We start from the raw sequence: 22,934 nt of genomic DNA, 5'->3' as shown, positions 1-22,934 counted from the left end.
CGGCGGCGCGGTCCCGTGAACAGCCCCTTCGCCGAAACCATCCTGAACGGATCCATCCTGCTCGCCATCCCCGTGGCGCTGCTGGCCGGCCTGGTCTCTTTCCTCTCTCCCTGCGTACTTCCCCTGGTTCCGGGTTACCTGGGCTACGTCACCGGGCTCAGCGGCGTGGACCTGCAGAAGCAGCGGCGGGGCCGGATGTTCGTGGGCATCGGACTGTTCGTTCTGGGTTTCTCCGTGATCTTCGTCCTGCTGGGCGGGGCCTTCGGACAATTGGGCACCCTGATTACCGGCTCCCAGAATGCCTGGATCACCCAGGTGCTCGGCGTGCTGGTCATCATCATGGGAGTGGTGTTCATGGGTGGCCTGGGCTGGCTGCAGCGTGACGCCAAGATCCACGCCAAGCCGCCCGCCGGCCTGTGGGGGGCGCCGCTGCTGGGCCTGACCTTCGGCCTGGGCTGGGCACCGTGCATCGGACCCACCTACTCCGCTGTCCAGCTGCTGAGCCTTTCCGGCGGCTCGTCAGCAGCGAAGGGCGCCTTCCTGGCGTTCGTCTATAGCCTTGGCCTGGGCATCCCGTTCCTGCTGATCGCGCTTGCTGTGCGCCGCGGCATGGGTGTCATGGCATTTTTCCGCAAGCACCGGCTCGCCATCCAGCGGACGGGCGGAGGCATCCTGGTGGTGCTGGGTGTGCTGATGGCCACCGGCGTCTGGGGGACCTGGGTGACCGAGCTGCAGTACTGGTTCCAAACCGACGTGAAGTTGCCGATCTGATGAGCGAGCGTGTGAACGTAAAGAAGAAGTCCCCCGCCCCGGATGCGGACAAGGTGTCAGCGGCAAAGGCCGACGCCGCGCTGCCCGCGCTCGGCCCCAAGGAGATGCTGCGGTTCGCCTGGACCCAGCTGACCAGCATGCGCACAGCGCTGTTCCTGCTGCTGCTCCTGGCCGTGGCCGCGGTTCCGGGATCGCTGTTTCCGCAGCGCCCGGCCAACCCCTCTGTGGTCACGCAGTACATCAAGGACCACCCTGACTACGGCAAGTTGCTGGACAGCCTGCAGCTCTACGACGTCTACTCCTCGGTATGGTTCTCCGCCATCTACCTGCTGCTGTTTATCTCCCTGATCGGCTGCGTGGTGCCCCGCGCCATCGCCCACTACAAGGCCATGCGCTCCCAGCCGCCCCGGACGCCCAAGCGGCTCTCCCGCCTCCCCGAGTACGGCACGCTGGTCATTCCCGCCGACGCCGGGATCCCGGCGTCGGACGCCATCCACGGCGCCGCCGGGCTGCTGAGGAAGCGCGGCTACCGCGTTGAGGTGAGGGACGACGACGGCGCGCGGCCGTCTTTGGGCGCAGAACGCGGGCTCTCCAAAGAAGTGGGAAACCTGATTTTCCACACTTCCCTGATTGGGGTCCTGGTGTCCGTGGCCATCGGCGGCCTGTTTGGCTACAGCGGCCAGCGGATCCTGGTGGAGGGCGACACCTTCGTGAACACCCTGGTGGGCTATGACCAGTTCACGCCGGGCACCAACTTCCAGTCCAGCCAACTGCAGCCCTACTCAGTGCAGCTGGACAAGTTCGACATCACTTTTGACCGCGAATCGCAGGGTAAGTTCGGCCAGCCCATCGACTTCTCGGCAGCTGTCACCACCAAGGAAAACCCTGACGCGCCCGCCAAGAAGGAGACGCTGAAGGTCAACGACCCCATCACCCTGGGCGGCACCAGCATCTACCTGACCGGCAACGGCTACGCCCCGGTGGTGACCATCCGCGACGGCGACGGCAACGTGGCCATGCAGGGCCCGGTGGTGGCCAAGCTGCAGGGTGACAACTACTACTCATCGGTGGTCATCAAGGTCCCCGACGCCAAGCCGGACCAGCTGGGGTTCCAGGGCTTCTTTCTGCCGACGGCCTTCGTTACGGAGCAGGGCGTGTCCTTCAGCGGCGATCCCGATCTCTTCAACCCGCAGCTGTCCCTGAACTCCTACTACGGCGACCTTGGACTGGATACCGGCTCGCCGCAGAACGTCTTCGAGATCGACGTCAAGGACCTCACGCCGCTGAACGCCCGCAACCTCGACGCCGGCGGCATCACCCTGTCACCCGGCTCCACCTACACGCTGCCGGACGGCAAGGGCTCCATCAGCTTCGACGGCGTCAAGCGGTACGTCGGCGTGGACATCCACCACAACCCCGGCCAGCTTTACGCCCTGATCTTCGCGCTCCTGGCGGTGGCCGGCCTGATCCTCTCCCTGTACGTCAACCGCCGCCGCGCCTGGGTACGCACCGGCACGCATGACGACGGCCGGACCATGGTGGAGTACGGCCTCCTGGCCCGCGGCGAGGACCACCGCCTGGCCGGGGAAGCTGCCGCGATACGCACCCTGCTGGCCCAGGAATGGGGCCTCGCGGCCGATCCGCAGCAGGACGGCGACCGGCAGGAAGATTCCACGCAGTCCCAGCAAACTCCCAGCAGCCTCGGCGATAATGGCGCAGGCACCCCCACCCCAGCAAGCCCCGCAGGGCCCGAAAAGGACCAGTAATGCCGTTTGGAATCAACGAAACCATGGGCCAGTACAGCGAGCTCTTCATGCTGCTGGCGGCGGGCACGTACACCGTAGCCTTCATAGCCTTCGCCTGGGACCTGTCCAAGAGCAGCCGGGCCCTCCAGGCCATCGACCTCAAGGCCGCACAGGCCGTGGAACCGGCGAAGGTTCCCGCCGCAGTGGGTGCGGGCAACCGTGCCGAGTCCAGCGTCGGCGGGCCGGCCGGCCGGGCCGAGCGTCCGTCGTCGTCCGCGGCCTCAGGCACCCCGACGGGCGGCGGCATCATCACCGCCGGCGCCGACATGAAATACTCCGCCGCGCGGCGCGCCCCTGCCCGCGTTGCGGTGGCCCTCACCGTCCTGGGCGCCGTGATTCATGGCGCCGGCGTGGTCACCCGGGCACTCGGAGCCGGCCGCGTGCCGTGGGGCAACATGTACGAGTTCCTCACCACGGGCGCTTTCGTGGCCATTGCCGTGTTCCTGCTGGTCCTGATCCGCCGCGACCTCCGGTTCCTGGGTACCTTCGTGGTGGGCCTGGCCATCATCATGCTGGTGGCCGCGTCCGTGGCGTACTGGACCCCGGTGGGCCACCTGGTCCCTGCACTGCAGAGCTACTGGCTGATCATCCACGTCTCCATCGCCGTGCTGTCCTCGGCCCTGTTCACCCTCACCTTCGCCATGTCCGCGCTGCAGCTGGTCCAGTCGCACCGGCAGAAGACCGTGGCCGCCGGCGGTGAGGACAAGCTGGGCTTCATGCGCCTGGTCCCTTCAGCCCTGAGCCTGGAAAACCTGTCCTACCGGATCAACGCCATCGCCTTCATCGGCTGGACCTTCACGCTCATGTTCGGTGCCATCTGGGCCGAGAAGGCGTGGGGCCGGTTCTGGGGCTGGGACACCAAGGAAGTCTGGACCTTCGTTATCTGGGTGGTGTACGCCGGCTACCTGCACGCCCGCGCCACCAGGGGCTGGACCGGAACCCGCGCGGCGTGGCTGTCGATCGTGGGCTACCTGTGCGTGGTCTTCAACTTCACCATCGTGAACCAGTTCTTCAACGGCCTGCACTCCTACTCGGGCCTCTGACACCCGGACAGGCCACGGCGGGCTCCTACGGCCCTGAACAGGGCTTTTGGTCGGGTCACTGCTAAAACTCCGGGGGCATCCCCGGTAAATAACCATTCGATGTACCAACAGGGCTGTTCCGGGTCCTGTTGGTGATGCTACGTTGGTGACGTTCGCCTGTGATGAAGCTTGCTGGCGAAACACCAGTTGTCCGAGGTAGCAATGACCTACGTTCTCGCCGTAGACGTCGGGACCAGTTTCACCGCAGCCGCGGTTGTCCGTTTCAACCAGGGAGTTCCACCCGTTCCGGAGTGCCTGCCGCTGGGCCTTCGGGGCACCGCAGTGCCCTCCGTGGTCTACTACCCCGAGCAGGGTCCCGTCCTGGTGGGGGAGGCCGCAGAACGCCGCGGGCTCGCCACCCCGGAACGCGTTGTGCGGGAGTTCAAGCGCCGCATCGGCGATGCCGTGCCCCTTTCCCTTGGCACCCTGTCCGTCCGCCCTGAAGAAGTCTTCGCCACCGTAGCCCGCTGGGTGGCGGACCGGGCGGCCGAGCGCGAGGGGGCAGCGCCGTCGGACATCATCCTCACCCACCCCGCAGCGTGGGGCAGCCACCGCACCTCCGCGGTCCGGGAAGCACTGGCGGCCACGGGCCTGCATGACGTGACGCTCCTGACCGAACCGGAAGCCGCGGCACTGCACTACGCGTCCCAGGTGCGGGTTGAGGAAGGCAGCACCATCGCCGTCTACGACCTCGGCGGCGGCACGTTCGATACCGCCGTGCTGACGAAGGCGGGCGATGACCGGTTTGAAGCGGTGGGGCGTCCGGAGGGCATTGACGACCTCGGCGGCGCGGACTTCGACGCCGCCGTGTTCCGCTACGTCGCCGAACACACCGGGGGAGCCCTGGCAGACCTGGACCCCGCGGACCCGGATGTCCTGGCCGCCCTGTCCAGGCTGCGGCGCGAATGCGTGGAGGCCAAGGAAGCACTGTCATCGGACAGCGAGACCACCATCCCGGTGCTGCTGCCGGGCTACCAGCAACAGGTACGCCTGGTCCGGTCCGAGTTCGAAGCCCTGATCGAGGAACCCGTCCGGGAAACAGTGGATGCGCTGGAGGAATCGCTCGCGCAGCTCAAGCTGGCGCCGGCGGACCTGACTGCCGTCCTGCTGATCGGCGGATCATCACGGATACCCCTCGTGGCGGAGCTGATCTCCGAGCAACTGGACCGCCCCATCGCCGTGGACGCCGATCCCAAGTCGTCCATCTGCCTCGGCGCGGCGGTATCCGCCGTGCTTTCCCGTGCAGCCGACGAGCGTGCCGCGGCTCCTGTTTCAGAGGCCCCGCAGCTGCCGGCGGCGGCGTCCGGCGAAGAGCCGCTGGACACCGGCGGACACGTTCCCGCGCGGCTGGCCAGCTGGTCCCGGAAGGGTACGACGGCGGCCGGCGCCTTTGCAGCGCTGGGTCACGGCCCGGGCCACAGCCACGGCGGGGCGCACGCGCCGAAGCCGACGGTGCGGCTCACCGCCATCGCAGCTGCGGCCGCCCTGTTTACCGTGCTGTCCGCCACCGCTGCCCAGAGCCCGGGCGGCCTCAGCGACCTCACCTCGGTGTTCGTTCCCCAAGCCGGCGCCGACAGCGGTCCACCGGCCCAGGCGGGCGGGACCGGATCGTTGACCGGAGGCGGCGGTGCCGCGGCCGCCGGCACAGCCGGTGACGCCCAACCGCTGGCAGGCATTGACGCCGGCGTGCAGAAAAAGACGTCAGACGCCGGTCCCGGGCTGAACGTCGAGGCCTCGCCAACCAGCAAACCCTCCGCAGCGGCTACCAAGGCTGCGGACGGCTCACCTGCTCCCGCCGCGGGCGGACCGGCTCCGGCTCCGGGATCAGGCACCGTACCCGGGACCACCGGAGGCGATACCGGCTCCGGGACCGGGTCCGTTCCTGCCGTGACGCCCACCACCGGAGCGGGGACGGTGGATCCGGCCCCGGGTACGCCGGCACCTGTTCCCACTGACCCCGCCACCGTGGTGCCCGTGCCTGACCCAAGCACCACCCCGCCGGCTCCGGATCCCACCACGAATCCGCCGGTTCCGGACCCCACCACGAATCCGCCGGTTCCGGACCCGACGACGAATGCGCCGGTGCCCGAAACACCGGAACCCAGCAGCGCTCCGGCGCCGGACCCCACACCAGCTCCGGACCCCGCACCGGTCCCGGACCCCACACCAGTTCCGGCAGCCGGCTCTGACGCTCCCACCACGGAACCGGCGGCCTAGGATGGCCAGCTTCCAGCCGCGGCCCCAGGATGCGGCAGAACTCCTGGGCTCCCGGTTCAACCATTCAGGAATGAACCACAGCGAACCCCCGCCCGACGCGGCCGAGGCCATGGCCCTACAGCTCAAAGGTGAGAACGCCGCTGTCCGGGAACTGCTCCTTGCCTTGGCAGTGGGGTTCGTCCTTCCTGGGCCGCTGCCTGCGGACCTGGAGCGCAGAATCGACGCCGGCGAGGTGGAAAGCCTTGACGTGCTGATCGGACAGGCGGAGCAGGCAGGACTGCTCACGGACGGAACAGTCGTGGGGCCGGCCCGCAACGCCTTGCTCACGGCAGCGCCCACGTCCAAGGTCCACGCACTTCAGCGTGAGCTGGTCACCCTCTACGCCGCGGACGGCCAACCGATGGGCGACTTCGCCCGGGAGCTTGCCCGCGGCGGGCTGGCGGACCAGCGCGTGGCCGCGGAACTTGAACATACCGCGGACAAGGCCCTCGAACACGATCCGGCCCTGGCGTGCAGCCTTTACGAGGAAGCCCTGGTGGCCGGGGCGGATGAAACCGGCACCGCTGCGCGCCGTGCCCAGGCGGCTGCCGCCAACGGTGACCTGGACTCGGCCACCCGGATCATCGACACCCTCCTGGTGAGCGTCGATCCACCTGATGTGCGCCGTGGGGTGGACGTGGCCGCAGCAGTCTGGGCGCACAGGGGAATGCTGGCGCGGAGTGCCGACGCCTACAGCTGGCTGGGTGCTTCCAGGCTGGGGTCCTCGGCGCCTCTTGCCGCCGTCGCAATGGTGGGTTGCGGCAACCGTTCCGGAGCGGACGCATTGTTCCGGGCCGAGGCGCCACCGGAATCGCCCACGTTGCTGGCGGCCGCGCTGGCCGGAACGGGCAAGGGAATCCTGGAATCCCTCGCCGAGGATCCTCAGCAGGCCCTTCCCATCCTGATTCACGCCTCAGACATGCTGAACGCGGCCGGCTCTGCGCTGCCGCTCCCGGACACTCCCGCCGCCCTCGCCGCACTCCTGGCGCTCCACAGCGGGGAACCCTACCTGGCAGAGACCGTGTGCCGGGCAGCCGCCGCTGCGGGCCAAGGCGGTAACGCGGCAAAACCGAGGCTTTTCCTGCTCCAGGCGTGGTCTGCCATGCAGCAGGACAAACTCGAGGACGCACGGCTCTCCATCAACGAAGCGTCCAAGGCGAACCATTGGCCACTCGTTCCACGCGATGAGTTTTTGCGCGCCGCCCTGGAAGTGGGGCTGGCCAGGCGCAACGGCGAAATCGCCGAGCTGGTGCTGGCGTGGGAACGGGCCCGTGAGGCGATGCTGCACATCTCGGTTGATCTCTACAGCCTGCTGCCGTGGGGTGAACTGGTGATCACCGCTGCCCGGCTCCGGGAGACGAGGCGGATCGCCCACTACTTCGAGGAGGCCAACCAGTTGCTCGAACGGCTGGGAAGCCCGCCGCTGTGGGCCGTGCCGTTCCACTGGGCCGCAGTACAGGCCGCACTCCTCAGCGAAAACCCGGCCGCACTGGCGCCGCATGCCACGGCCCTGGCCCGGGCGGCTAAGAACAGCCACCTTGCCGCCGTGCTGGCCGGTGCCGGCAAAGCCTGGGTTTCCGTCCTTGCCGGTAATTTTCAGCCCGCCGATGTGGAAGCGGCGGCACGGGGACTGGGCCGGATGGGCATGCCCTGGGAGGGTGCCCGGCTCGCCGGACACGCGGCCGCGCGGGCTGGTGAACGCAAGGACATGGTGCGCCTGCTGTCCTGTGCCAGGGACCTCCACCCGCAGGGAAACGCAACCGGCAACGGGAGCTCCGGAACGGGCGAACCGCGGGCAACGGCCACGGCGGAGACCGGCAACGGCATGCACCCGGACGGCTCGGGCCTGAGCGAGCGGGAAAAGGAGGTGGCACGGCTGGTCCTCGAGGGCAAGACCTACCGCGAAATCGGCGAGGCCATCTATATTTCCCCCCGCACGGCCGAGCACCACATTGCCAGGATGCGGCGCCGGCTGGGGGCGGAGAACCGTTCGGACCTCCTGGCCCGGCTGCGGCTCGCCCTGGCCGCCGAAAATCCCCCGCGGGAGTAAACCCCTAATGCCCCTAACGGACGGTGGCGCTGTTCCCCGGCGGGGCAACGGCCGGTAGGGGGAACCGGCCCGATGCCCGGGCCGGTACGGGGCCCGTACGTTGGTTCCAACCCGGCAACGATGCCCGGTGATCCGCAATACAGAGAAGATTGAGGACCACGAAATGACACTCGCAAATGATCTCGTCCAGTTCCTGATGAGCCTCTTCGGCGACCGCCAGGCGGCCCAGGACTTCCTGGATGATCCGGAGCGCGTCCTGGAAGACCACGGCCTGGGCGGCGTGTGCTCCGCCGACGTGGATGCCGCAATGCCCGTAGTGCTGGACTACGCCCCCATCACGGTCAACGCTTCCAGCTTCGACCGCGAGTACAACACCGGCGGCAACCGCGCCGACACCGGCCAGAACGGTGGCGGCGCCGGCGCAGTGACCCCGCCTCCGGCCGGCGGCGGTAACGGCGGACACCACGACCACGACCACGACCACGACCACGATGACCATGGGCACGCGATCCAGCAGCTGCACCACATCGTGAACAACTACTCCTACACCTCCACGGTGGATGACCGGGACAACATCGTTGACCAGTCCGTGAACCAGAACATCTGGGCCGACGGCGACGTCAAGCAGTGGTTCGACAACGATTCCGTGATCGCCTCCGGCGACCGCTCCATCGCTGCCGGTGACGACGCCGACGTCGACGACTCCAACAACATCGAGGACTCCTACAACGACAACTCGGACAACTCGACGGACAACTCCACCGATAACTCCATCCGTGCCGGCGGCGACGTCAACATCGGCAACGAAGAGACGGACATCGACGACTCCTTCAACACCGACGTGGACCTTGACGTGGACGACTCGTTCAACGACAACTCCGATAATTCCGATAACTCGGACAACTCCACCAACGGCTCGTACAACGACAACTCGGACAACTCGGATAACTCCACCGACATTGACGTGGACCTGGACAACGTGGGGAACACCACCAGCACCGACAATTCGGACAACTCCATCAACACGGACGTGGACATCGAGGACTCCTTCCAGGACAACTCGGACAACTCCACCAACACGGATATCGACGTCGCCCTGGACAACGTCGCCAACACCACGGACAACTCCGACAACTCGACCAGCACCACCGACAACTCGGACAACTCCATCAACACCGACGTCGAGATCGAGGACTCCTTCCAGGACAACTCGGTGGAGGTTGAGGATTCCTTCCAGGACAACTCGCTGCAGGTGGAGGACTCCTTCCAGGACAACTCCGAGATCAACACCGACATCGAGGTAGAGGACAACACCGTGATCCTCTGATCCCGGTCCGGGCAGAAAGCCCGGCAGGAGGGGAAACCCTCCTGCCGGGCTATCCCCGGCTTAGCCCGCATTCCAACCCGGAGCCCGACGCAAAGGACACACTGTGGCAGAAGCAGGACCGGCAAAACCAACACCCATGACAGCGGGACAGCTGATCAAGCTGGTGGAGCACGGCCTCCAGTTGGCCCGGACGGCAGACCGCGCCGACCTCCGCAAGCGCCTGGAGCAGGCCGCGGGACGGCTGCGGGACCCGAGTGTCCGCGTCATTGTGGTGGGGGAGTTCAAGCAGGGCAAGAGCAAGCTGATCAACGCCCTGGTGAACGCGCCGGTCTGCCCGGTGGACGACGACATTGCCACCTCGGTGCCCACAGTGGTCCGCCACGGCGAACCGGCCTCGGCAGCCATCCTTGTTCCCAAGGCAGATTCCGACGGCGGTGAGGAGGGAAGCGTTGAACGCCAGCCCATCCCCATTGAGGACATCGCCGCCTACGTTTCCGAGCAGGGCAATCCCGGCAACAGCAAGAAACTGGTGGCAGCCGAGGTGTACCTGCCGCGGAAGATCCTCACCGGCGGGCTGACGGTCATCGACTCACCGGGTGTGGGCGGCATGGGATCTTCCCACACCCTTACCACCCTCACGGCGCTGCCGACGGCCGATGCCATGGTGCTGGTTTCCGACGCCTCCCAGGAATACACCGAACCCGAGCTTCGCTTCCTCCGCCAGGCAATGCGGATCACTCCCAGCGTGGTGGGTGTCCTGTCCAAGACGGACCTTTATCCGGAGTGGCGGCGTGTGGCGGACATGGACCGGTCCCGCCTGGACGCCGTTGCACCTGACATCCCGCTCTTCCCGGTGTCCTCGGACCTCCGGCTCGAGGCCAGCCGGCTGCAGGACGCCGAGCTGAACAGTGAGTCCGGGTTCCCGGCACTGGTCCGGCACCTGCGCAATGAAATCGTGGGCAAATCGGAGCGGCTCCAGCGCCGGCACGTCAGCCAGGATCTGCTCTCGGTCACCGAAAACCTGCGCCTGTCCCTGCAGTCCGAACTCGATGCCCTTGAGAATCCCGCCGGCACGCCCCGGATGATCGCCGGCCTGGAACTGGCCAAGACCGAAGCGGATGATCTCCGGAAGCGTTCGGCCCGCTGGCAGATCACGCTCAGCGACGGCATCAGCGATCTCATCGCGGACATGGAGTACGACCTCCGCGACAGGCTCCGCCGGATCCAGCGGGAAGCCGAGGCAGCCATTGACCAGGGTGACCCCGGGCCCACATGGAACGAGTTCTCCAAGTGGCTGGAGGAATGCTCCGCCGCAGCCATCTCGGACACCTTCGTGTGGACCAGCGAGCGGGCCCACTGGCTGGCATCGCAGGTGGCCGAGCACTTTGCCGCCGACGAGGTAAGGATCCCGGCGCTGCGGGTTTCGGACTCCGGCGACGCCCTGGACCCCGTGGAGGAGATGCCGGCGCTGGACCCGGGCCGCATCAACCCCATGCAGAAAGTCCTGATCGGCATGCGCGGTTCCTATGGCGGCGTGCTGATGTTCGGCCTGCTGACCGGGATCTTCGGCATGGCGCTAATCAACCCGCTGTCCGTGGGCGCCGGCCTGCTGCTGGGACGCAAGGCCTACCGGGAGGACCGGGAAGCCCGGCTTAAGCGGCGGCAGGGCGAGGCTAAGGCCCTGGTCCGGCGCCAAATCGATGACGTCACGTTCCAGGTGGGCAAGCAGCTCAAGGACCGCCTGCGGCTGGTGCAGCGGTCCATCCGGGACCATTTCACCGAAATCGCCGAGGAACACCACAGGTCGCTGTCCGACTCCGTGGCCGTGGCCCAGAAGGCAGCCACCACGTTCACCCTGCAAAAGGACGTGCGGATCAGGGACATCAAGGCAGAACTCAAGAAAGTGGACGCCCTGCACGCGGCAGCGGCCGCGGTGGCGGCTGAAGTGGCCGCGTCCCGGCCCCTGGCGCCGGCGGCGGCCGGATGACTGCAGATACCGTTGCCGGGGCCGCGGGCCTGGTCCGGGACGCCCTGGACGTCTACGCTGACGACCCCGCTGCAGTGGCCCTGCTGGAGGGGTACGGGCAGCGGCTGGCAGAGCCCCTCCGCATTGCCATCGCCGGCATGGTCAAAGCCGGCAAATCAACGCTCCTGAACGCCGTCATCGGCGAGGAAATCGCGCCCACGGACACCGGTGAATGCACCCGGATCGTCACCTGGTACCGGTACGGCCGCACACCCCGCATCATGCTCCACCCGCGCGACGGCGAGCCGAGGCCGCTGCCGCTGAAGCGCGTGGACGGGCGGTTGGTGTTCGTCCTGGGTGACGTCCGGGCCGAAGACGCCGAGCGGCTGGAGGTCGAGTGGCCCTCGCCCACGCTGCGGACCATGACGCTGATCGATACCCCCGGCATCGCGTCGCTGTCCGAAGATGTTTCAGCCCTCGCCACCGGATTCCTCACTCCGGCGGACGCACCGTCGCAGGCGGACGCAATCGTATACCTTATGCGGCATATGCACGCTTCGGACCTGCGGTTCCTGGAATCGTTCAAGGACACAGAATCGGGAAGGTCCGGTACCGTCAACGCCCTGGCCGTGCTGTCCCGGGCCGATGAGGTGGGCGCGGGCCGCATTGACTCGCTGCTCTCCGCCGGCGACATCGCCGAACGGTACCGGCGCGACCACAACCTCCGGAAACTCGCGCTCGGGGTGGTCCCGGTGGCGGGCCTGCTCGCCCAGACCGCCCGCAGCCTCCGGCAACAGGACTTCGCCTCGCTTCAGCTGCTGGCGGGGCTTGACCGTGCGGCCCGGGAAAAGATGATGCTCTCGGCGGACCGGTTCCTCCGCGGCTCCGAACCCGAACGGCTGACCCCAGAGGCCCGCGCTTCACTGCTTGCCAGGTTCGGACTGTTCGGCATCCGGCTGGCCGTGGTCCTTATCCGCAACGGCTTCAATGAACCCACCCCGCTGGCCCACGAACTTGCCCGGCGCAGCGGGCTGGATCCGTTGCTGGAACTGCTGGAGCGGCAGTTCCAGGCCCGGGCCGGGGCCCTCAAGGCGCGTACGGCTCTGGTGGGGGTCGAGGCGCTCCTGCGGTCCAGTCCGCGCGAAGGAACGGAGGAACTCGCCGGCTCCCTTGAGCGGCTGCAGGCCAATGCCCATGAATTCCGCGAACTGCGGCTGCTGGCAACGCTGCGCACCACGGGTGTCTCACTGAAACCCGATCTTGCCGCTGACGCGGAACGCCTCGTCGGCGGGCTGGGTGCCGCCACCTACGTGAGGCTGGGCCTCGAGGCTGCCGCCACGCCGGATGAGCTTTCCGACGAAGCCCGGCGGTGCCTGCTGCGGTGGCGGGCCCTTGCCGAGAATCCGCTCACGGAACGCTCGGCCATCGAGGCCTGCCGTGTGGTGATCCGCAGCTGCGAGGGCGTACTGGCGGAGTCATCCGCCCTTCAGCGGCAGCGCACCGCCTAACCGCGGACTGTGCGGCGGCTCTTGAGCCAGGCGCTGGTGGCCGGGAGGAACAACAGGATCAGTCCCACCAGTGCCAGGAGCAGTTGGGCTCCCCAGAGCACCACGACGTAGTTGGCGCTCTCGCCTTCCGGCATCAGGAACGCCGTGGCGAGCAGCGTCACCACGGCATGCACCGCCAGCAGCGGGACCAGCGCCCAGCGTGCCCAGCCGTGCCGCGCCAGGGTTGCGCCGAGGAGTGCGGCCTCGAGGAGCATCACCAGCAGCAGTGCCCCCACGCTGCCCCAGAACACGATGCCGCTGGCGGTGCTGACGGCGTCCGCATCTCCGCCGGGGGCCATCCCGTCCACCACCGTGCGCAGGCGCTCAAGATGCCCGTCGCGGCTGAGGAATGAGCCCACCAGGACGGCCAGTCCCGCTACGAAACTGAGGAGCCACAGCGTCCGGGCAAGCCGCACGGTACCGGGGACGGGAGGGACGACGGCGATGGGCGCCGGGGCCGCGTAGGACAGGCCCGGCCGGGGCGGGGGCGAAGGGTGGGCGTCTGGCCCTGACGGCGGGGCTGTTCCGGTGGGCGTGGTGCGCAGCCGTTCTTCTCCGTCAGGGTCGTAAGCCATGGGCCCTACTTCAGTCCGTCGGTATCGTGGTCGTTTTCGTGCTTGCCCTTGTTACCGTCGGCGTCCTTGGCCTTGGCCTCGAGATCGTCCTTGAGCTTCTTCAGCCGCGCGGCTTCTGCCTCGTTGCGGCGGCGGACCTCGAGATTGCGGAGGAACTCCGGATCGTCGTCCGGGGCGGTGGGGTGGCGGTAACCCTGCTGCTGCGGTGCTGCGTCACGGGGACGGCCAATGAGAAGCCAAAGAATCGCGCCCAGCACCGGCAGGATGATCATGACCACGATCCAGGCGGGTTTGGAAATTCCGCGGGTGAGACGGCCATCGGTACGGATCACGTCCACGAGGCCATACACAAAGATGACGAGGACTGCCACGGCCAAAGCCACACGGAGAAGCATGCCACTAAGTCTATCGTCCGCAGGCGCAGGGGGTTGCGGGCGGGAGGCGGCTAAACTTGAATGTGGCCTTTTTGAAATATTCCCTGATCCGCCTGGCGCTCTTCGTGCCGTTGTTCGTCGTTTTCATGCTCCTGCAGCTGGGCGCCCTGATGTCGGTGGTCTTCGCCGGAGTGATCGCGTTCGCCGTGAGCTACCTGTTCTTCCAGAAGCAGCGGGACGCTGCAACGGCAAACCTGCACCACCGTTTCTCCGGCAAGGCCAAGCCGCTGCGCTCCGCGGGCGAGGTCCAGGATGCCAACGCCGAGGACGCCCTGCTGGACGCCAACCCGGACGTTGCCATCAGCAATGACGCCAGGAACCCCAAGCCCCGCAATTGACCCGGCCCGCCGGCCACGGCGGTTTATCCGTGGCCGGTAGAAGGCGGCTCAGAAGCCGTGGCTGAGCACCAGTCCCAGTGAGAACAGGACGCTGTAGCCAAGGTTGATCAACCCGGTTTGCTTGAGCACCGGGATCAGGCTCTTGCGCTTGCGGCCATTGATCATCAGCCAGGCCGGCATCAGGCAGGCCGGGATCAGCAGCAGGACAATCAGCATCCACGGCCGCCCCGGAGCCAGGATGACCACCAGCAGGATGGCGACGGCAAGCATCAGCACGTAGCTTTCGCGGGCGTGCTTGTCTCCCAGCCGCACCGCGAGGGTCTTCTTTCCTGCCTGCATGTCCGTGGGGATGTCGCGGACGTTGTTGGCCATGAGCAGGGCGGTGGCGATCAGCCCGGTACCGATGGCGCCGATGACGGCTGGCAGGCTGACCTGCCCGGCCTGGGTGTAGGTGGTTCCCAGGGTGGCCACCAGGCCGAAGAAAACGAACACGAAGACGTCGCCCAGGCCCATGTAGCCGTAGGGGTTCTTGCCGCCGGTGTAGCCCCAGGCGGCCATCACGCAGCCGAGGCCCACCAGGATGAGCCACCAGCTTTGGGTGATGATCACCAGTGCCAGCCCGAACACCATGGCGCCGGCGAAGGTTGCGAACGCAGCCCGCTTGACGTGCTCCGGCTTGGCGGCTCCGGAGCCCACCAGGCGCAGCGGACCCACGCGGTCGTCGTCTGTTCCGCGGATGCCGTCCGAGTAGTCGTTGGCGAAGTTCACGCCTACCTGGAGCAGGAGGGCCACCAGCGCTGCCAGGATGGCGTTGGGCAGAAGGAATGAATCCATTGCGTAGGCGGCGGCGGAGCCGATGAGCACCGGCGCAATCGCGGCGGGAAGCGTCCTCAGGCGTGCGCCTTGGATCCATTGGGCGGCTGTTGCCACGGTCAGTACCTCATGTTGTTTTGTGTAAGCGGCAGGATGCCAGGCAGGCATGCGCCGCAGTAGTGCAGGTCCACTCTACTTTCCCTGGTGCAGGGCGCTGAGTTCGGCGGTCATGGCCAACCGGTCCGGTTTCCCGTTCGGCAGCATCTTCAGGGCAGGCGCGGTGAGGACGGTTTTCGGCGCAGCAAAGCCCAGCTCCCGGTGCCAGGAGGCCCGGAGACCGTCGACGTCGGCGGCAGGACCCGCGTTGTCGTCGCCCGTGGCGCCTTCCGGGGCGAGTGCCACGTAGGCGGCCACGGCCTGGCCCCATTCCCCGGACGGAACGCCTGCCACGAAAGCCGCCGCAACGCCGTCGGACTTTTCCAGCTTTTCCTGGACGTCCGCGGCGGAAACCTTCATGCCGCCGGTGATGATCATGTCGTCGGCGCGTCCCAGCACGGTGAGGCGGCCGTCGTCGTCAATCCTGCCGATATCGCTGGTGCGGTACCAGCGGACGCCGTCCTCTTCGAAGAAGGTGCCGGTTTCCTCGTCCGGGGCCTCGATGTAGCCGGCGGCAATGGTGTCGCCGCCCAGGTGGATACGGCCGTCCGGGGCCACCCGGACGGACACGCCTTCCAGCGGGTAGCCGTCGTAGACGCAGCCTCCGGAGCTTTCCGCCGAGCCGTAGGTGGTGACTACGCGGACACCGGCTTCCCGGGCAGCATCGAGCAGCGCGGGCGGGGTGGGGGCTCCGCCCAGCAGGATGGCGTTGAAGCGGCGGAGCACTGCGAGCGTGTCAGGGGAAGGATCGTCCAGGAGCCGCTGCAGTTGGGTGGGGACCAGGGACGTGTACCGGATCTTGTCCGTGAGCTCGAGGGCGGCGGCGGTGAAGGCCTCGGGCGTGAAACCGCCGGACATGTCCATCACCCACGGCCGGGTGCCGGCGAAGAGTGAGCGCACCAGGACCTGGATGCCGGCGACGTACTGCACGGGGAGGGCCAGCAGCCATTGGCCTTCGCCCTTGAGCGCCAGTGCCGTGGCCATCGACGAGGCCGCCAGGGACTCCACGGTCAGGACCGTGGCCTTGGGCGCACCGGTGGAACCGGAGGTACGGACCACTGCCACCGCGTCGTCGCAGCCCGGGGTTTCGATGTGGCCCACCACGAGGGCGCCGTCGGCACCAATGGAAGGATCGACGGCGGGACCCTCGCCGTGGAGCGCGGCGGCCAGGGCCTTGAGCGCGGGCTCGATGTTGAGGTGGCTGGTGCTGGGGGAGGTGCTGTTCATGTACCGCTCCTGCCTTAGAAGTAGTGCGGGAAGCCGGACCAGTCGGGCTCCCGTTTTTGCAGGAAGGCTTCCTTGCCCTCCACCGCCTCGTCGGTCATGTAGGCCAACCGGGTGGCTTCGCCGGCGAAGACCTGCTGGCCCGCCAGGCCGTCATCGGCCAGGTTGAAGGCAAACTTGAGCATCCGGATGGCCTGCGGTGACTGCCGTGCAATGTCCGCGGCGTACTCCAGGGCCACGTCCTCGAGGCGCTCGTGGTCCACGGCCTCGTTGACGGCGCCCATCCGGACCATGTCCTCTGCGGAATATTCGCGTGCCAGGAAGAAGATCTCACGAGCCGCCTTCTGTCCGATCTGCCGGGCCAGCAGTGCCGAGCCGTAGCCGGCGTCGAAGCTGCCCACCGTGGCGTCGGTCTGCTTGAACTTGCCGTGCTGCCGGGAGGCGATGGTCAGGTCTGCCACCACATGCAGCGAGTGCCCGCCACCGGCCGCCCAGCCGTTGACCACCGCGATGACCACCTTGGGCATGGTGCGCATGAGCCGCTGGACTTCCAGGATGTGCAGCCGGCCGGCGCGGGCGGGGTCGATGGTTTCCTGCGTCTCGCCGTCGGCATACCTGTAGCCGTCCCGGCCGCGGATCCGCTGGTCCCCGCCGGAGCAGAACGAGTGGCCGCCGTCCTTGGGGGAGGGGCCGTTGCCGGTGAGGAGGACGGTGGCCACATCCGGGGTCATCCGGGCGTGGTCCAGTGAACGGTAGAGCTCGTCCACGGTGCCGGGGCGGAAGGCGTTGCGTACCTCGGGACGGTTGAAGGCAATCCGGACGGTGGGCAGGTCACGCACCCAGCCGCCGTCGGCGTCCCGCTCTACCTGGCGGTGGTAGGTCATGTCCTGGAAGTCCTCGAAACCGGCTACCACCCGCCAGCGGGTGGGATCGAAGACATCGGACACCGGGGCGGGAATTTGGTTGCTCACCGTCCAAGTCTAGTAATCGTGCTTAGCTGATGCAGAACTCGTTCCCCTCAGGGTCCGCCATGGTGTGCCAGGAGTGTGGTCCCTGACGCGCCGTCCACAGGAACGTGGCGCCCCGGGCTTCCAGCTGGCTCCGGACGTCGTCCTTGTCCCGTCCGGCGAGGTTGACGTCCCAGTGCACACGGTTCTTGACCACCTTTTCCTCCTCGCCGGTCTGGAACAGGAGGCGGCGGCTGGGCGCCCTGGACTCGATTTCATCGGACGGGCGGATGGCGGCCCCGTCCTTCCACACCAGGTTCCCGTGATGGGTGGTGGTCTGGTCCTCGGTGGCGAAGCCCTGTTCGATCATGGAGCGGATGAACCCGGCATCCTGCGGCTCCACCGACCATTCGAGGGTTTCGGCCCACCAGTCCGCGAGCTGGTGCGGCCTGCGGCAGTCGATGACAATCTGGATATTCAATCCCATCCCACAACGGTAAAGGCGCATGCTCCCGAGCGGTAGGGGCACGCTTTCCCACGATGGAGAAGGATCTACAACGCTGAAAAGTGCTCTTGACAATATGTCATGACATAGGTCACAGTTGGGTCCGGAAAGGCTTTTCCTTACCGGCAGGGCTGCCGGAATGGGCTTAGCTTTCACCATCGGCAAAGGCCTTGCTACAAGGCCAGTAGCACTGAGAGACAGGACAGACCATTGTCAGAGAAGACAAGAATCTCAAGCATCACCCGCCGCCAGTTCGGCCTGACCGCATTCGGACTGTCAGCACTTGCTGCCGGCCTGACTGCCTGCGGCGGCGGGGGCGGCTCCTCGGACTCCGGGTCCAAGACGCTCCAGCTGGTCCTCTCCGGTGACACCAACCAGGGCGGCGCTTTCGCGGCGGCGGCCAAGAAGTACAAGGAAGCCACGGGAATCACCATCGAGGTGGTGGACGTGCCCACCGCGGACATCACCACCAAGCTCAAGAACGCGGCCACCGCCAACGATTTGCCGGCCCTGGCCCGCGTCACGGGCCTCGACCCGCTGTGGGCCAACCAGCTGCAGGACCTCTCGGACATCGCCAAATCCCATGGCATTGACGAAAAGTACCTGCAGGAATCCCCGGACGGCATCATCCCCGCCATCCCCTCGGACCTCACGGCAGTGGGTCTGTTCGTCAACAAGAGCCTGTTTGATAAGGCCGGCGTCAAATACCCCACCGCCATCGAGGGCACCTGGACCTGGGACGAGTTCATTGCCGCCGTCAACGAGGTCCGGGAAAAGGCCGGCGCCAAGTACGGCTTTGTCATGGACCGCTCCGGGCACCGCCTCCGCGCCATGATGTACGAGTTCGGCAGCACCGCCTTCGCCAAGGAGAACGGCAAGTACGCCGGCGACAGCAAGGCCGTGGAAACCCTGGAGTACTTCCAGAAGATCAACGACGACAAGACCATGCCCAAGTCCGTCTGGCTCAGCGGCGAGGACGGCAACGCCATGTTCAAGAGCGGCCAGGTGGCCGCGTACTATTCCGGCAGCTGGCAGGTGGCCGACTTCAACAAGAACATCAAGGACTTCGAGTGGCTCTCGGTGCCGCTGCCCAAGAAGGAAGTCAACGCCACCAACCTCGGCGGCGGCTTCATGGTGGCCTTCAAGGACACCGGCGCGGACGAGGAAGCCAAGAAGTTCATCGACTGGTTCTACGAGGACGCCAACTACACCGAGTTCGCTCAGCTGGGCGGCTACCTGCCGGCCAAGGACCTCAAGGTGGAGTACCAGTTCCAGCAGCCGTCCTTTGAGCTGTACCAGAAGCAGATCGCCGAGAACGACGCCAAGGGCGATAACGCCATCAAGCGCGTGGTGGCAGAGGCATACGCCGAAACCCCGTTCTCCGGGGACCCGCTGCGCGAAGAGACCGTGAAGATGCTCTCCGGCAGCCAGGATGCCAAAACCACGGTGGACAACATCGTGAAGCTCTACAACGGCGCCTAAGCCAGTGGCCAACCCAACAGTCAGTACTACTACCGCGGCTCCCGGGAAGCCCCCCACGGGGGCGGTCCGGAGCAAGTCGCAGCAGAAGCGCCGCAACCGCTACGTCATCGCCCCGCTGGTCCTGGTGGGCGTGAACGTGGTGCTCTTCCTGGTCTTCTTCGTCTGGCCGGGCGCCCTGGGGATGCTGTACTCGTTCACCGACTACCGCGGAGTGGGCAAGCTCCACTTTATCGGCCTGGCCAATTTCCAGAAGCTCCTCGCGGACAGCACGTTCTACGCGGCGCTGGGCAGGACGTTCGCCTACACGGTCCTTTCCGTGCCGCTGGTGTACGTGTGCTCGCTGGGGGTGGCCTCCCTGCTGGTCAGCAAGGCCGTCCGCGGCCGTACGGCGGCGAAGATGGTGATCTTCCTGCCCTGGCTGATCTCGCCCATCGTGGTGGGCGTGATCTGGAAGTGGCTGTTCGGCCAGGACTTTGGCTTCGTCAACTTTGTCATCTCCCTGCTGGGCGGAAGCCCCGTCCCGTGGTCCAGCAACGGCAACCTGGCGCTCGCGGTGGTCATCTTCGCCTCGGCCTGGGGCGGTACGGCGTTCAACATGCTCCTCTTCATCGCCGCGCTGAAGAACATTCCCGAGGCACTGCTGGAGGCGGCAGAGCTGGACGGGGCGAACGCGTGGCAGCGCTTCCTGCACGTCACGCTCCCGGGCATCGCGCCGACGTCGTTCATGGTCATCCTGCTCTCCACCATCCATGCGATGAAGGAGTTCGCGATGATCCAGGCACTTACCAACGGCGGGCCCGGCACGGAGAACACCCTGATTGTGCAGTACATCTACAAGACCGGTTTCGAGCAGTCCAAGGTAGGCTACGCCAGCGCCGCCTCCATGGTGCTGATGCTGGTCCTGCTGGCCATCGCGCTGATCCAGCTGCGGTTCAACCGGAAGAAGGGCTGACCCATGGCAACAGCTGCCAACCTGCCTCCCGCCGTCGCCGAGGAAGCGGCCATCGGGGCGGCAAAGACCCCCGCTTCGCCGCCCACTTCCCCGAAGAGGAAGCCGCGGGGAAACCGGGAGGCCCGCGCCAAGGCATCCGTCCCGCTCACCGTGGTGACGTGGCTGATCGCCGCGATCTACGCGTTCCCGCTGCTCTGGTTCCTGCTCAGCTCCTTCAAGCCCGGCAGCGAACTCTTCAGCTACCCGCTGTCCATGATTCCGCGCGAATGGACCTTCCAGGGTTTCGTGGACGCCTGGGAGCGGGTGGACTTCGCCCAGTACTTCCTGAACACGGCGACGGTTTCCATCGTCACCACTGTCCTCACGGTCTTCTTCAGCGCCTGCACCGGATACGCCCTAGCCAAGTACAACAACAAGGGCACCCGGCTGTTCTTCGTGTGCATCCTTGCCACCACCATGCTGCCCACCGAGGTCATCCTGAATCCCACGTTCTCGGTCATCCGGGACCTGGGGCTCTACAACTCGCTGGCCGGCATCATCGTGCCCTCCGTGCTGACGGCCACCGGCGTCTTCATGTTCCGGCAGTTCTTCCTGACCGTCCCGGACGACCTGCTGCACTCCGCCAGGATCGACGGCGCCAGCGAGCTGGCCATCTTTTTCCGGATCATGCTCCCGCTGTCCAAGCCCATCCTGTTCACGCTGGCCATCTTCTCCTTCCAGTGGCGCTGGAACGATTACATCTGGCCGCTGATCGTGCTCAACGACCCCAAGTGGTACACGCTGCAGGTGGCGCTGCGCAGCATCGTGGGCGCGGAAAACATCGACTGGCCGGTGCTGCTGGGTGCCTCGGTGATTTCCCTCCTGCCGCTGGTGTTCGTGTTCTTCGTGTTCCAGAAGTACGTGCTCAACGCCGATGTCAGCGCCGGACTGAAGGACTAGGGCCGTGGAAACGACAACAACTGACACCGCTTTCCGCGCCCGGGTGGTGGAGGCGGCGGGCAGGAGCGTTGCAGCGTTCCTTGCCACGCACGACGACGACGCCGCGGCCCTTCCGCACCGCGCCGCCATGGGCAGGCTGCTGGCTTTGGCCGCGGTCACCACGGAGCCCGGCTCCGCCTTTTACGCCGCCGGGGGGAATGTTGCCGCCGCGGACGTCACGGGTGGCGCGATGCGCCGGTGCCTGGACCGGCTCGAACAGCTGCAGGGCCCCACCGGCCTGTTCGATGGCACCAACCTCTGCTCCCCGCCGGATTCCGCCTTCACCCTCAACGATGCGTGCATAGCCCTTCGCATCATCCGTGGCCTGGAAACGCCCGGGGAGGCACTCACGGACGCGGAGGCCCGGCTGGGCGGAATCATTTCCCGCGCCACCGACGCACTGGTGTCCGGGGGAGTCCACACCCCCAACCACCGCTGGGAACTGAGCGCCGCCCTGGCCAGGATCAACGCGCTGCAGCCGCGGCAGGACATCGCGGACAGGATCAATGAATGGCTGGCCGAAGGTATCGACCAGCTGCCGGACGGCATGTACTCCGAACGCAGTGCGCTGTACGCCTCGGCCGTGACCAACCCGTCCCTGCTGGCCATCGCTGACCATGCAGGCCGTCCTGGGCTGCTGGACCACGTCCGCCGGAACCTCACGGCATTCCTGCCCTGGTTCAACCCGGACGGAACCCTGGAATCCGTGTTCTCCCGCCGGCAGGACCAGTGGATGGACTTCGGGGCCGCCCCCTTCCTGCCGCTCTACCGGCGCATGGCCAACCAGGACGCCAACCCGGACTTTGCCGCGGCTGCAGCCTGGCTGGGGACGCTCCCGCTGCACGAACCCGCCAAACTGCTGGCCGTGCTGCGGCTTGACCCCTGGCTGCAGGCCGGCCTTCCGGATGAGAAGGCAGGAGCCACAGCACCGGACAGCACGCTGCCCGTTCCCCTCACTCCGGCCGACGCTGCCCTGGAGGCTTGCGGCGCCTACCGGTTCCGGGCTGCCGGGTCCGCCACCACGGTGTTCGGTGGCTGTGACAGCCTGGTCCCGGGCGTGGTGTCGGGGCTGGCCAGCAACTCCACGTTCTTGCGGTTCGCCCACGGAGCGGCGGTCCTGTCCGATGTGCGGCTGTCCCGCAGCTTCTTCGACCTGGGCCCGTTCCGCAGCCAGCACACGGTACGGAACGGCGCCACGGTCCGGCTGTCCGAGGAGCTTTCAGCGAACTTCTACCTGCCACTGCCCGCCGCCCGCAGGCGGGAGGACGGCGTTTACGCGTTGGGCCACGAGGGCCGGTTCAGCGCCAGCATGGACTTTCCAGGCCGGCCCACGGTGGTTCACCGGCTGGGCACGGAGATTGCCGTCCGGGCCGAGCCGGGGCAGACCGTCCTGGAGCTGGATTTCGACGGTGCGGACACCGCCTTTGCCCTGGAATTGACCTTCCGGCCCGGGGGCGTGCTCGACGGCGTGGTCCCGGCTTCAGGGACGCCGGGAGCCTTCCAGCTCGTGCAGGGGGCCGGCAGCTACCGGGTGGGCGCTGACACCATCGAGTTCGGGCCGGGCCTGCCGGCCGATCCCGACACTCCACCCGAGTACAACCCGGGCGAAAACTACCGCTACCTGGCGGGGACCAATGCTTCGGCCGGGGTCAAGGTGTTCATCACGGGACGGACGGCCGGCAGCCACCGTCTGGTGCTGCGGGGAAACACCGGAGCGCCCTAGGAA

At 67.0% G+C, this 22,934-nt stretch carries 19 protein-coding genes; 13 read left to right on the top strand and 6 right to left on the bottom strand.

Features of this window, described 5'->3' with window-relative positions; genetic code table 11:
* The first annotated feature begins 15 nt into the window (after window positions 1-15).
* The 8 genes from ACP3TD_RS16580 to ACP3TD_RS16545 all read left to right on the top strand — a co-directional run bounded on the left by ACP3TD_RS16580 (window position 16) and on the right by ACP3TD_RS16545 (window position 12,765).
* The gene (locus tag ACP3TD_RS16580) at window positions 16-771 is read left to right on the top strand and encodes a cytochrome c biogenesis CcdA family protein (RefSeq protein WP_426764076.1); all 756 of its coding nucleotides are present in this window, start codon (window positions 16-18) and stop codon (window positions 769-771) included.
* On the top strand, window positions 771-2,537 hold the full coding sequence (resB, locus tag ACP3TD_RS16575; protein ID WP_426764075.1) for a cytochrome c biogenesis protein ResB: 1,767 nt from the start codon (window positions 771-773) through the stop codon (window positions 2,535-2,537). The genes ACP3TD_RS16580 and resB overlap by 1 nt, the downstream gene beginning before the upstream one ends.
* Window positions 2,537-3,619 (top strand): c-type cytochrome biogenesis protein CcsB, encoded by a 1,083-nt coding sequence (gene ccsB, locus ACP3TD_RS16570; protein ID WP_426764074.1) that lies wholly within the window; start codon window positions 2,537-2,539, stop codon window positions 3,617-3,619. Before resB ends, ccsB begins: the two co-directional genes overlap by 1 nt.
* 201 nt (window positions 3,620-3,820) lie before the next feature.
* Entirely contained in the window at window positions 3,821-5,875 is a 2,055-nt protein-coding gene (locus ACP3TD_RS16565) for an Hsp70 family protein (protein WP_426764073.1), read from the top strand.
* 70 nt (window positions 5,876-5,945) lie between these two features.
* Window positions 5,946-7,964 (top strand): LuxR C-terminal-related transcriptional regulator, encoded by a 2,019-nt coding sequence (locus ACP3TD_RS16560; protein WP_426764072.1) that lies wholly within the window; start codon window positions 5,946-5,948, stop codon window positions 7,962-7,964.
* Between the two features lie 163 nt (window positions 7,965-8,127).
* Complete coding sequence (locus tag ACP3TD_RS16555) at window positions 8,128-9,291, top strand: IniB N-terminal domain-containing protein (protein ID WP_426764071.1); 1,164 nt, start codon at window positions 8,128-8,130, stop codon at window positions 9,289-9,291.
* A gap of 136 nt (window positions 9,292-9,427) precedes the next feature.
* Complete coding sequence (locus ACP3TD_RS16550) at window positions 9,428-11,278, top strand: dynamin family protein (protein WP_426764070.1); 1,851 nt, start codon at window positions 9,428-9,430, stop codon at window positions 11,276-11,278.
* Complete coding sequence (locus ACP3TD_RS16545; protein WP_426764069.1) at window positions 11,275-12,765, top strand: dynamin family protein; 1,491 nt, start codon at window positions 11,275-11,277, stop codon at window positions 12,763-12,765. The genes ACP3TD_RS16550 and ACP3TD_RS16545 overlap by 4 nt, the downstream gene beginning before the upstream one ends.
* Here the strand turns inward: ACP3TD_RS16545 and ACP3TD_RS16540 are convergent.
* Both ACP3TD_RS16540 and ACP3TD_RS16535 read right to left on the bottom strand, forming a co-directional pair.
* A complete protein-coding gene (locus ACP3TD_RS16540) occupies window positions 12,762-13,379 on the bottom strand; it encodes a hypothetical protein (protein WP_426764068.1) in 618 nt (205 codons plus the stop codon). The genes ACP3TD_RS16545 and ACP3TD_RS16540 overlap by 4 nt on opposite strands.
* 5 nt (window positions 13,380-13,384) lie before the next feature.
* The gene (locus ACP3TD_RS16535; protein ID WP_426764067.1) at window positions 13,385-13,774 is read right to left on the bottom strand and encodes a PLDc N-terminal domain-containing protein; all 390 of its coding nucleotides are present in this window, start codon (window positions 13,772-13,774) and stop codon (window positions 13,385-13,387) included.
* Between the two features lie 62 nt (window positions 13,775-13,836).
* On the opposite strand from ACP3TD_RS16535, the gene ACP3TD_RS16530 reads away from it, so the two are divergent.
* Complete coding sequence (locus ACP3TD_RS16530) at window positions 13,837-14,151, top strand: DUF4229 domain-containing protein (protein WP_426764066.1); 315 nt, start codon at window positions 13,837-13,839, stop codon at window positions 14,149-14,151.
* A 48-nt stretch (window positions 14,152-14,199) separates the two neighbouring features.
* On the opposite strand, the gene ACP3TD_RS16525 is transcribed toward ACP3TD_RS16530, so the two are convergent.
* The 4 genes from ACP3TD_RS16525 to ACP3TD_RS16510 form a co-directional block, all read right to left on the bottom strand.
* Window positions 14,200-15,081 (bottom strand): 1,4-dihydroxy-2-naphthoate polyprenyltransferase, encoded by an 882-nt coding sequence (locus ACP3TD_RS16525; RefSeq protein ID WP_426764065.1) that lies wholly within the window; start codon window positions 15,079-15,081, stop codon window positions 14,200-14,202.
* Window positions 15,082-15,156: 75 nt separating this feature from the next.
* On the bottom strand, window positions 15,157-16,347 hold the full coding sequence (locus ACP3TD_RS16520; protein WP_426764064.1) for an AMP-binding protein: 1,191 nt from the start codon (window positions 16,345-16,347) through the stop codon (window positions 15,157-15,159).
* 14 nt (window positions 16,348-16,361) lie between these two features.
* Window positions 16,362-17,315: a 1,4-dihydroxy-2-naphthoyl-CoA synthase gene (locus tag ACP3TD_RS16515; protein ID WP_426764063.1), complete on the bottom strand. Its 954-nt coding sequence runs from the start codon at window positions 17,313-17,315 to the stop codon at window positions 16,362-16,364.
* A 22-nt stretch (window positions 17,316-17,337) separates the two neighbouring features.
* Window positions 17,338-17,778 carry a VOC family protein gene (locus ACP3TD_RS16510; protein ID WP_426764062.1) on the bottom strand — a complete coding sequence of 147 codons (441 nt, stop codon included), beginning with the start codon at window positions 17,776-17,778 and terminating at the stop codon, window positions 17,338-17,340.
* Between the two features lie 228 nt (window positions 17,779-18,006).
* On the opposite strand from ACP3TD_RS16510, the gene ACP3TD_RS16505 reads away from it, so the two are divergent.
* Genes ACP3TD_RS16505 through ACP3TD_RS16490 form a run of 4 tightly spaced genes read left to right on the top strand, consistent with a single transcriptional unit; the run spans window position 18,007 to window position 22,931 of the window.
* On the top strand, window positions 18,007-19,278 hold the full coding sequence (locus tag ACP3TD_RS16505) for an ABC transporter substrate-binding protein (protein WP_426764061.1): 1,272 nt from the start codon (window positions 18,007-18,009) through the stop codon (window positions 19,276-19,278).
* A gap of 4 nt (window positions 19,279-19,282) precedes the next feature.
* Complete coding sequence (locus ACP3TD_RS16500) at window positions 19,283-20,230, top strand: carbohydrate ABC transporter permease (RefSeq protein WP_426764060.1); 948 nt, start codon at window positions 19,283-19,285, stop codon at window positions 20,228-20,230.
* A 3-nt stretch (window positions 20,231-20,233) separates the two neighbouring features.
* Window positions 20,234-21,169 (top strand): carbohydrate ABC transporter permease, encoded by a 936-nt coding sequence (locus ACP3TD_RS16495; RefSeq protein ID WP_426764059.1) that lies wholly within the window; start codon window positions 20,234-20,236, stop codon window positions 21,167-21,169.
* 4 nt (window positions 21,170-21,173) lie between these two features.
* A complete protein-coding gene (locus ACP3TD_RS16490) occupies window positions 21,174-22,931 on the top strand; it encodes a hypothetical protein (protein WP_426764058.1) in 1,758 nt (585 codons plus the stop codon).
* The last annotated feature ends 3 nt before the right edge of the window (window positions 22,932-22,934 follow it).

The organism is Pseudarthrobacter sp. 1G09 (genome assembly GCF_050038305.1).
In the GTDB taxonomy this organism is placed as follows: Bacteria; Actinomycetota; Actinomycetes; order Actinomycetales; family Micrococcaceae; genus Arthrobacter; species Arthrobacter equi.
The sequence above is the reverse complement of the archived record's forward strand: the minus strand, read 5'-3'. Positions and strand labels throughout refer to the sequence as shown.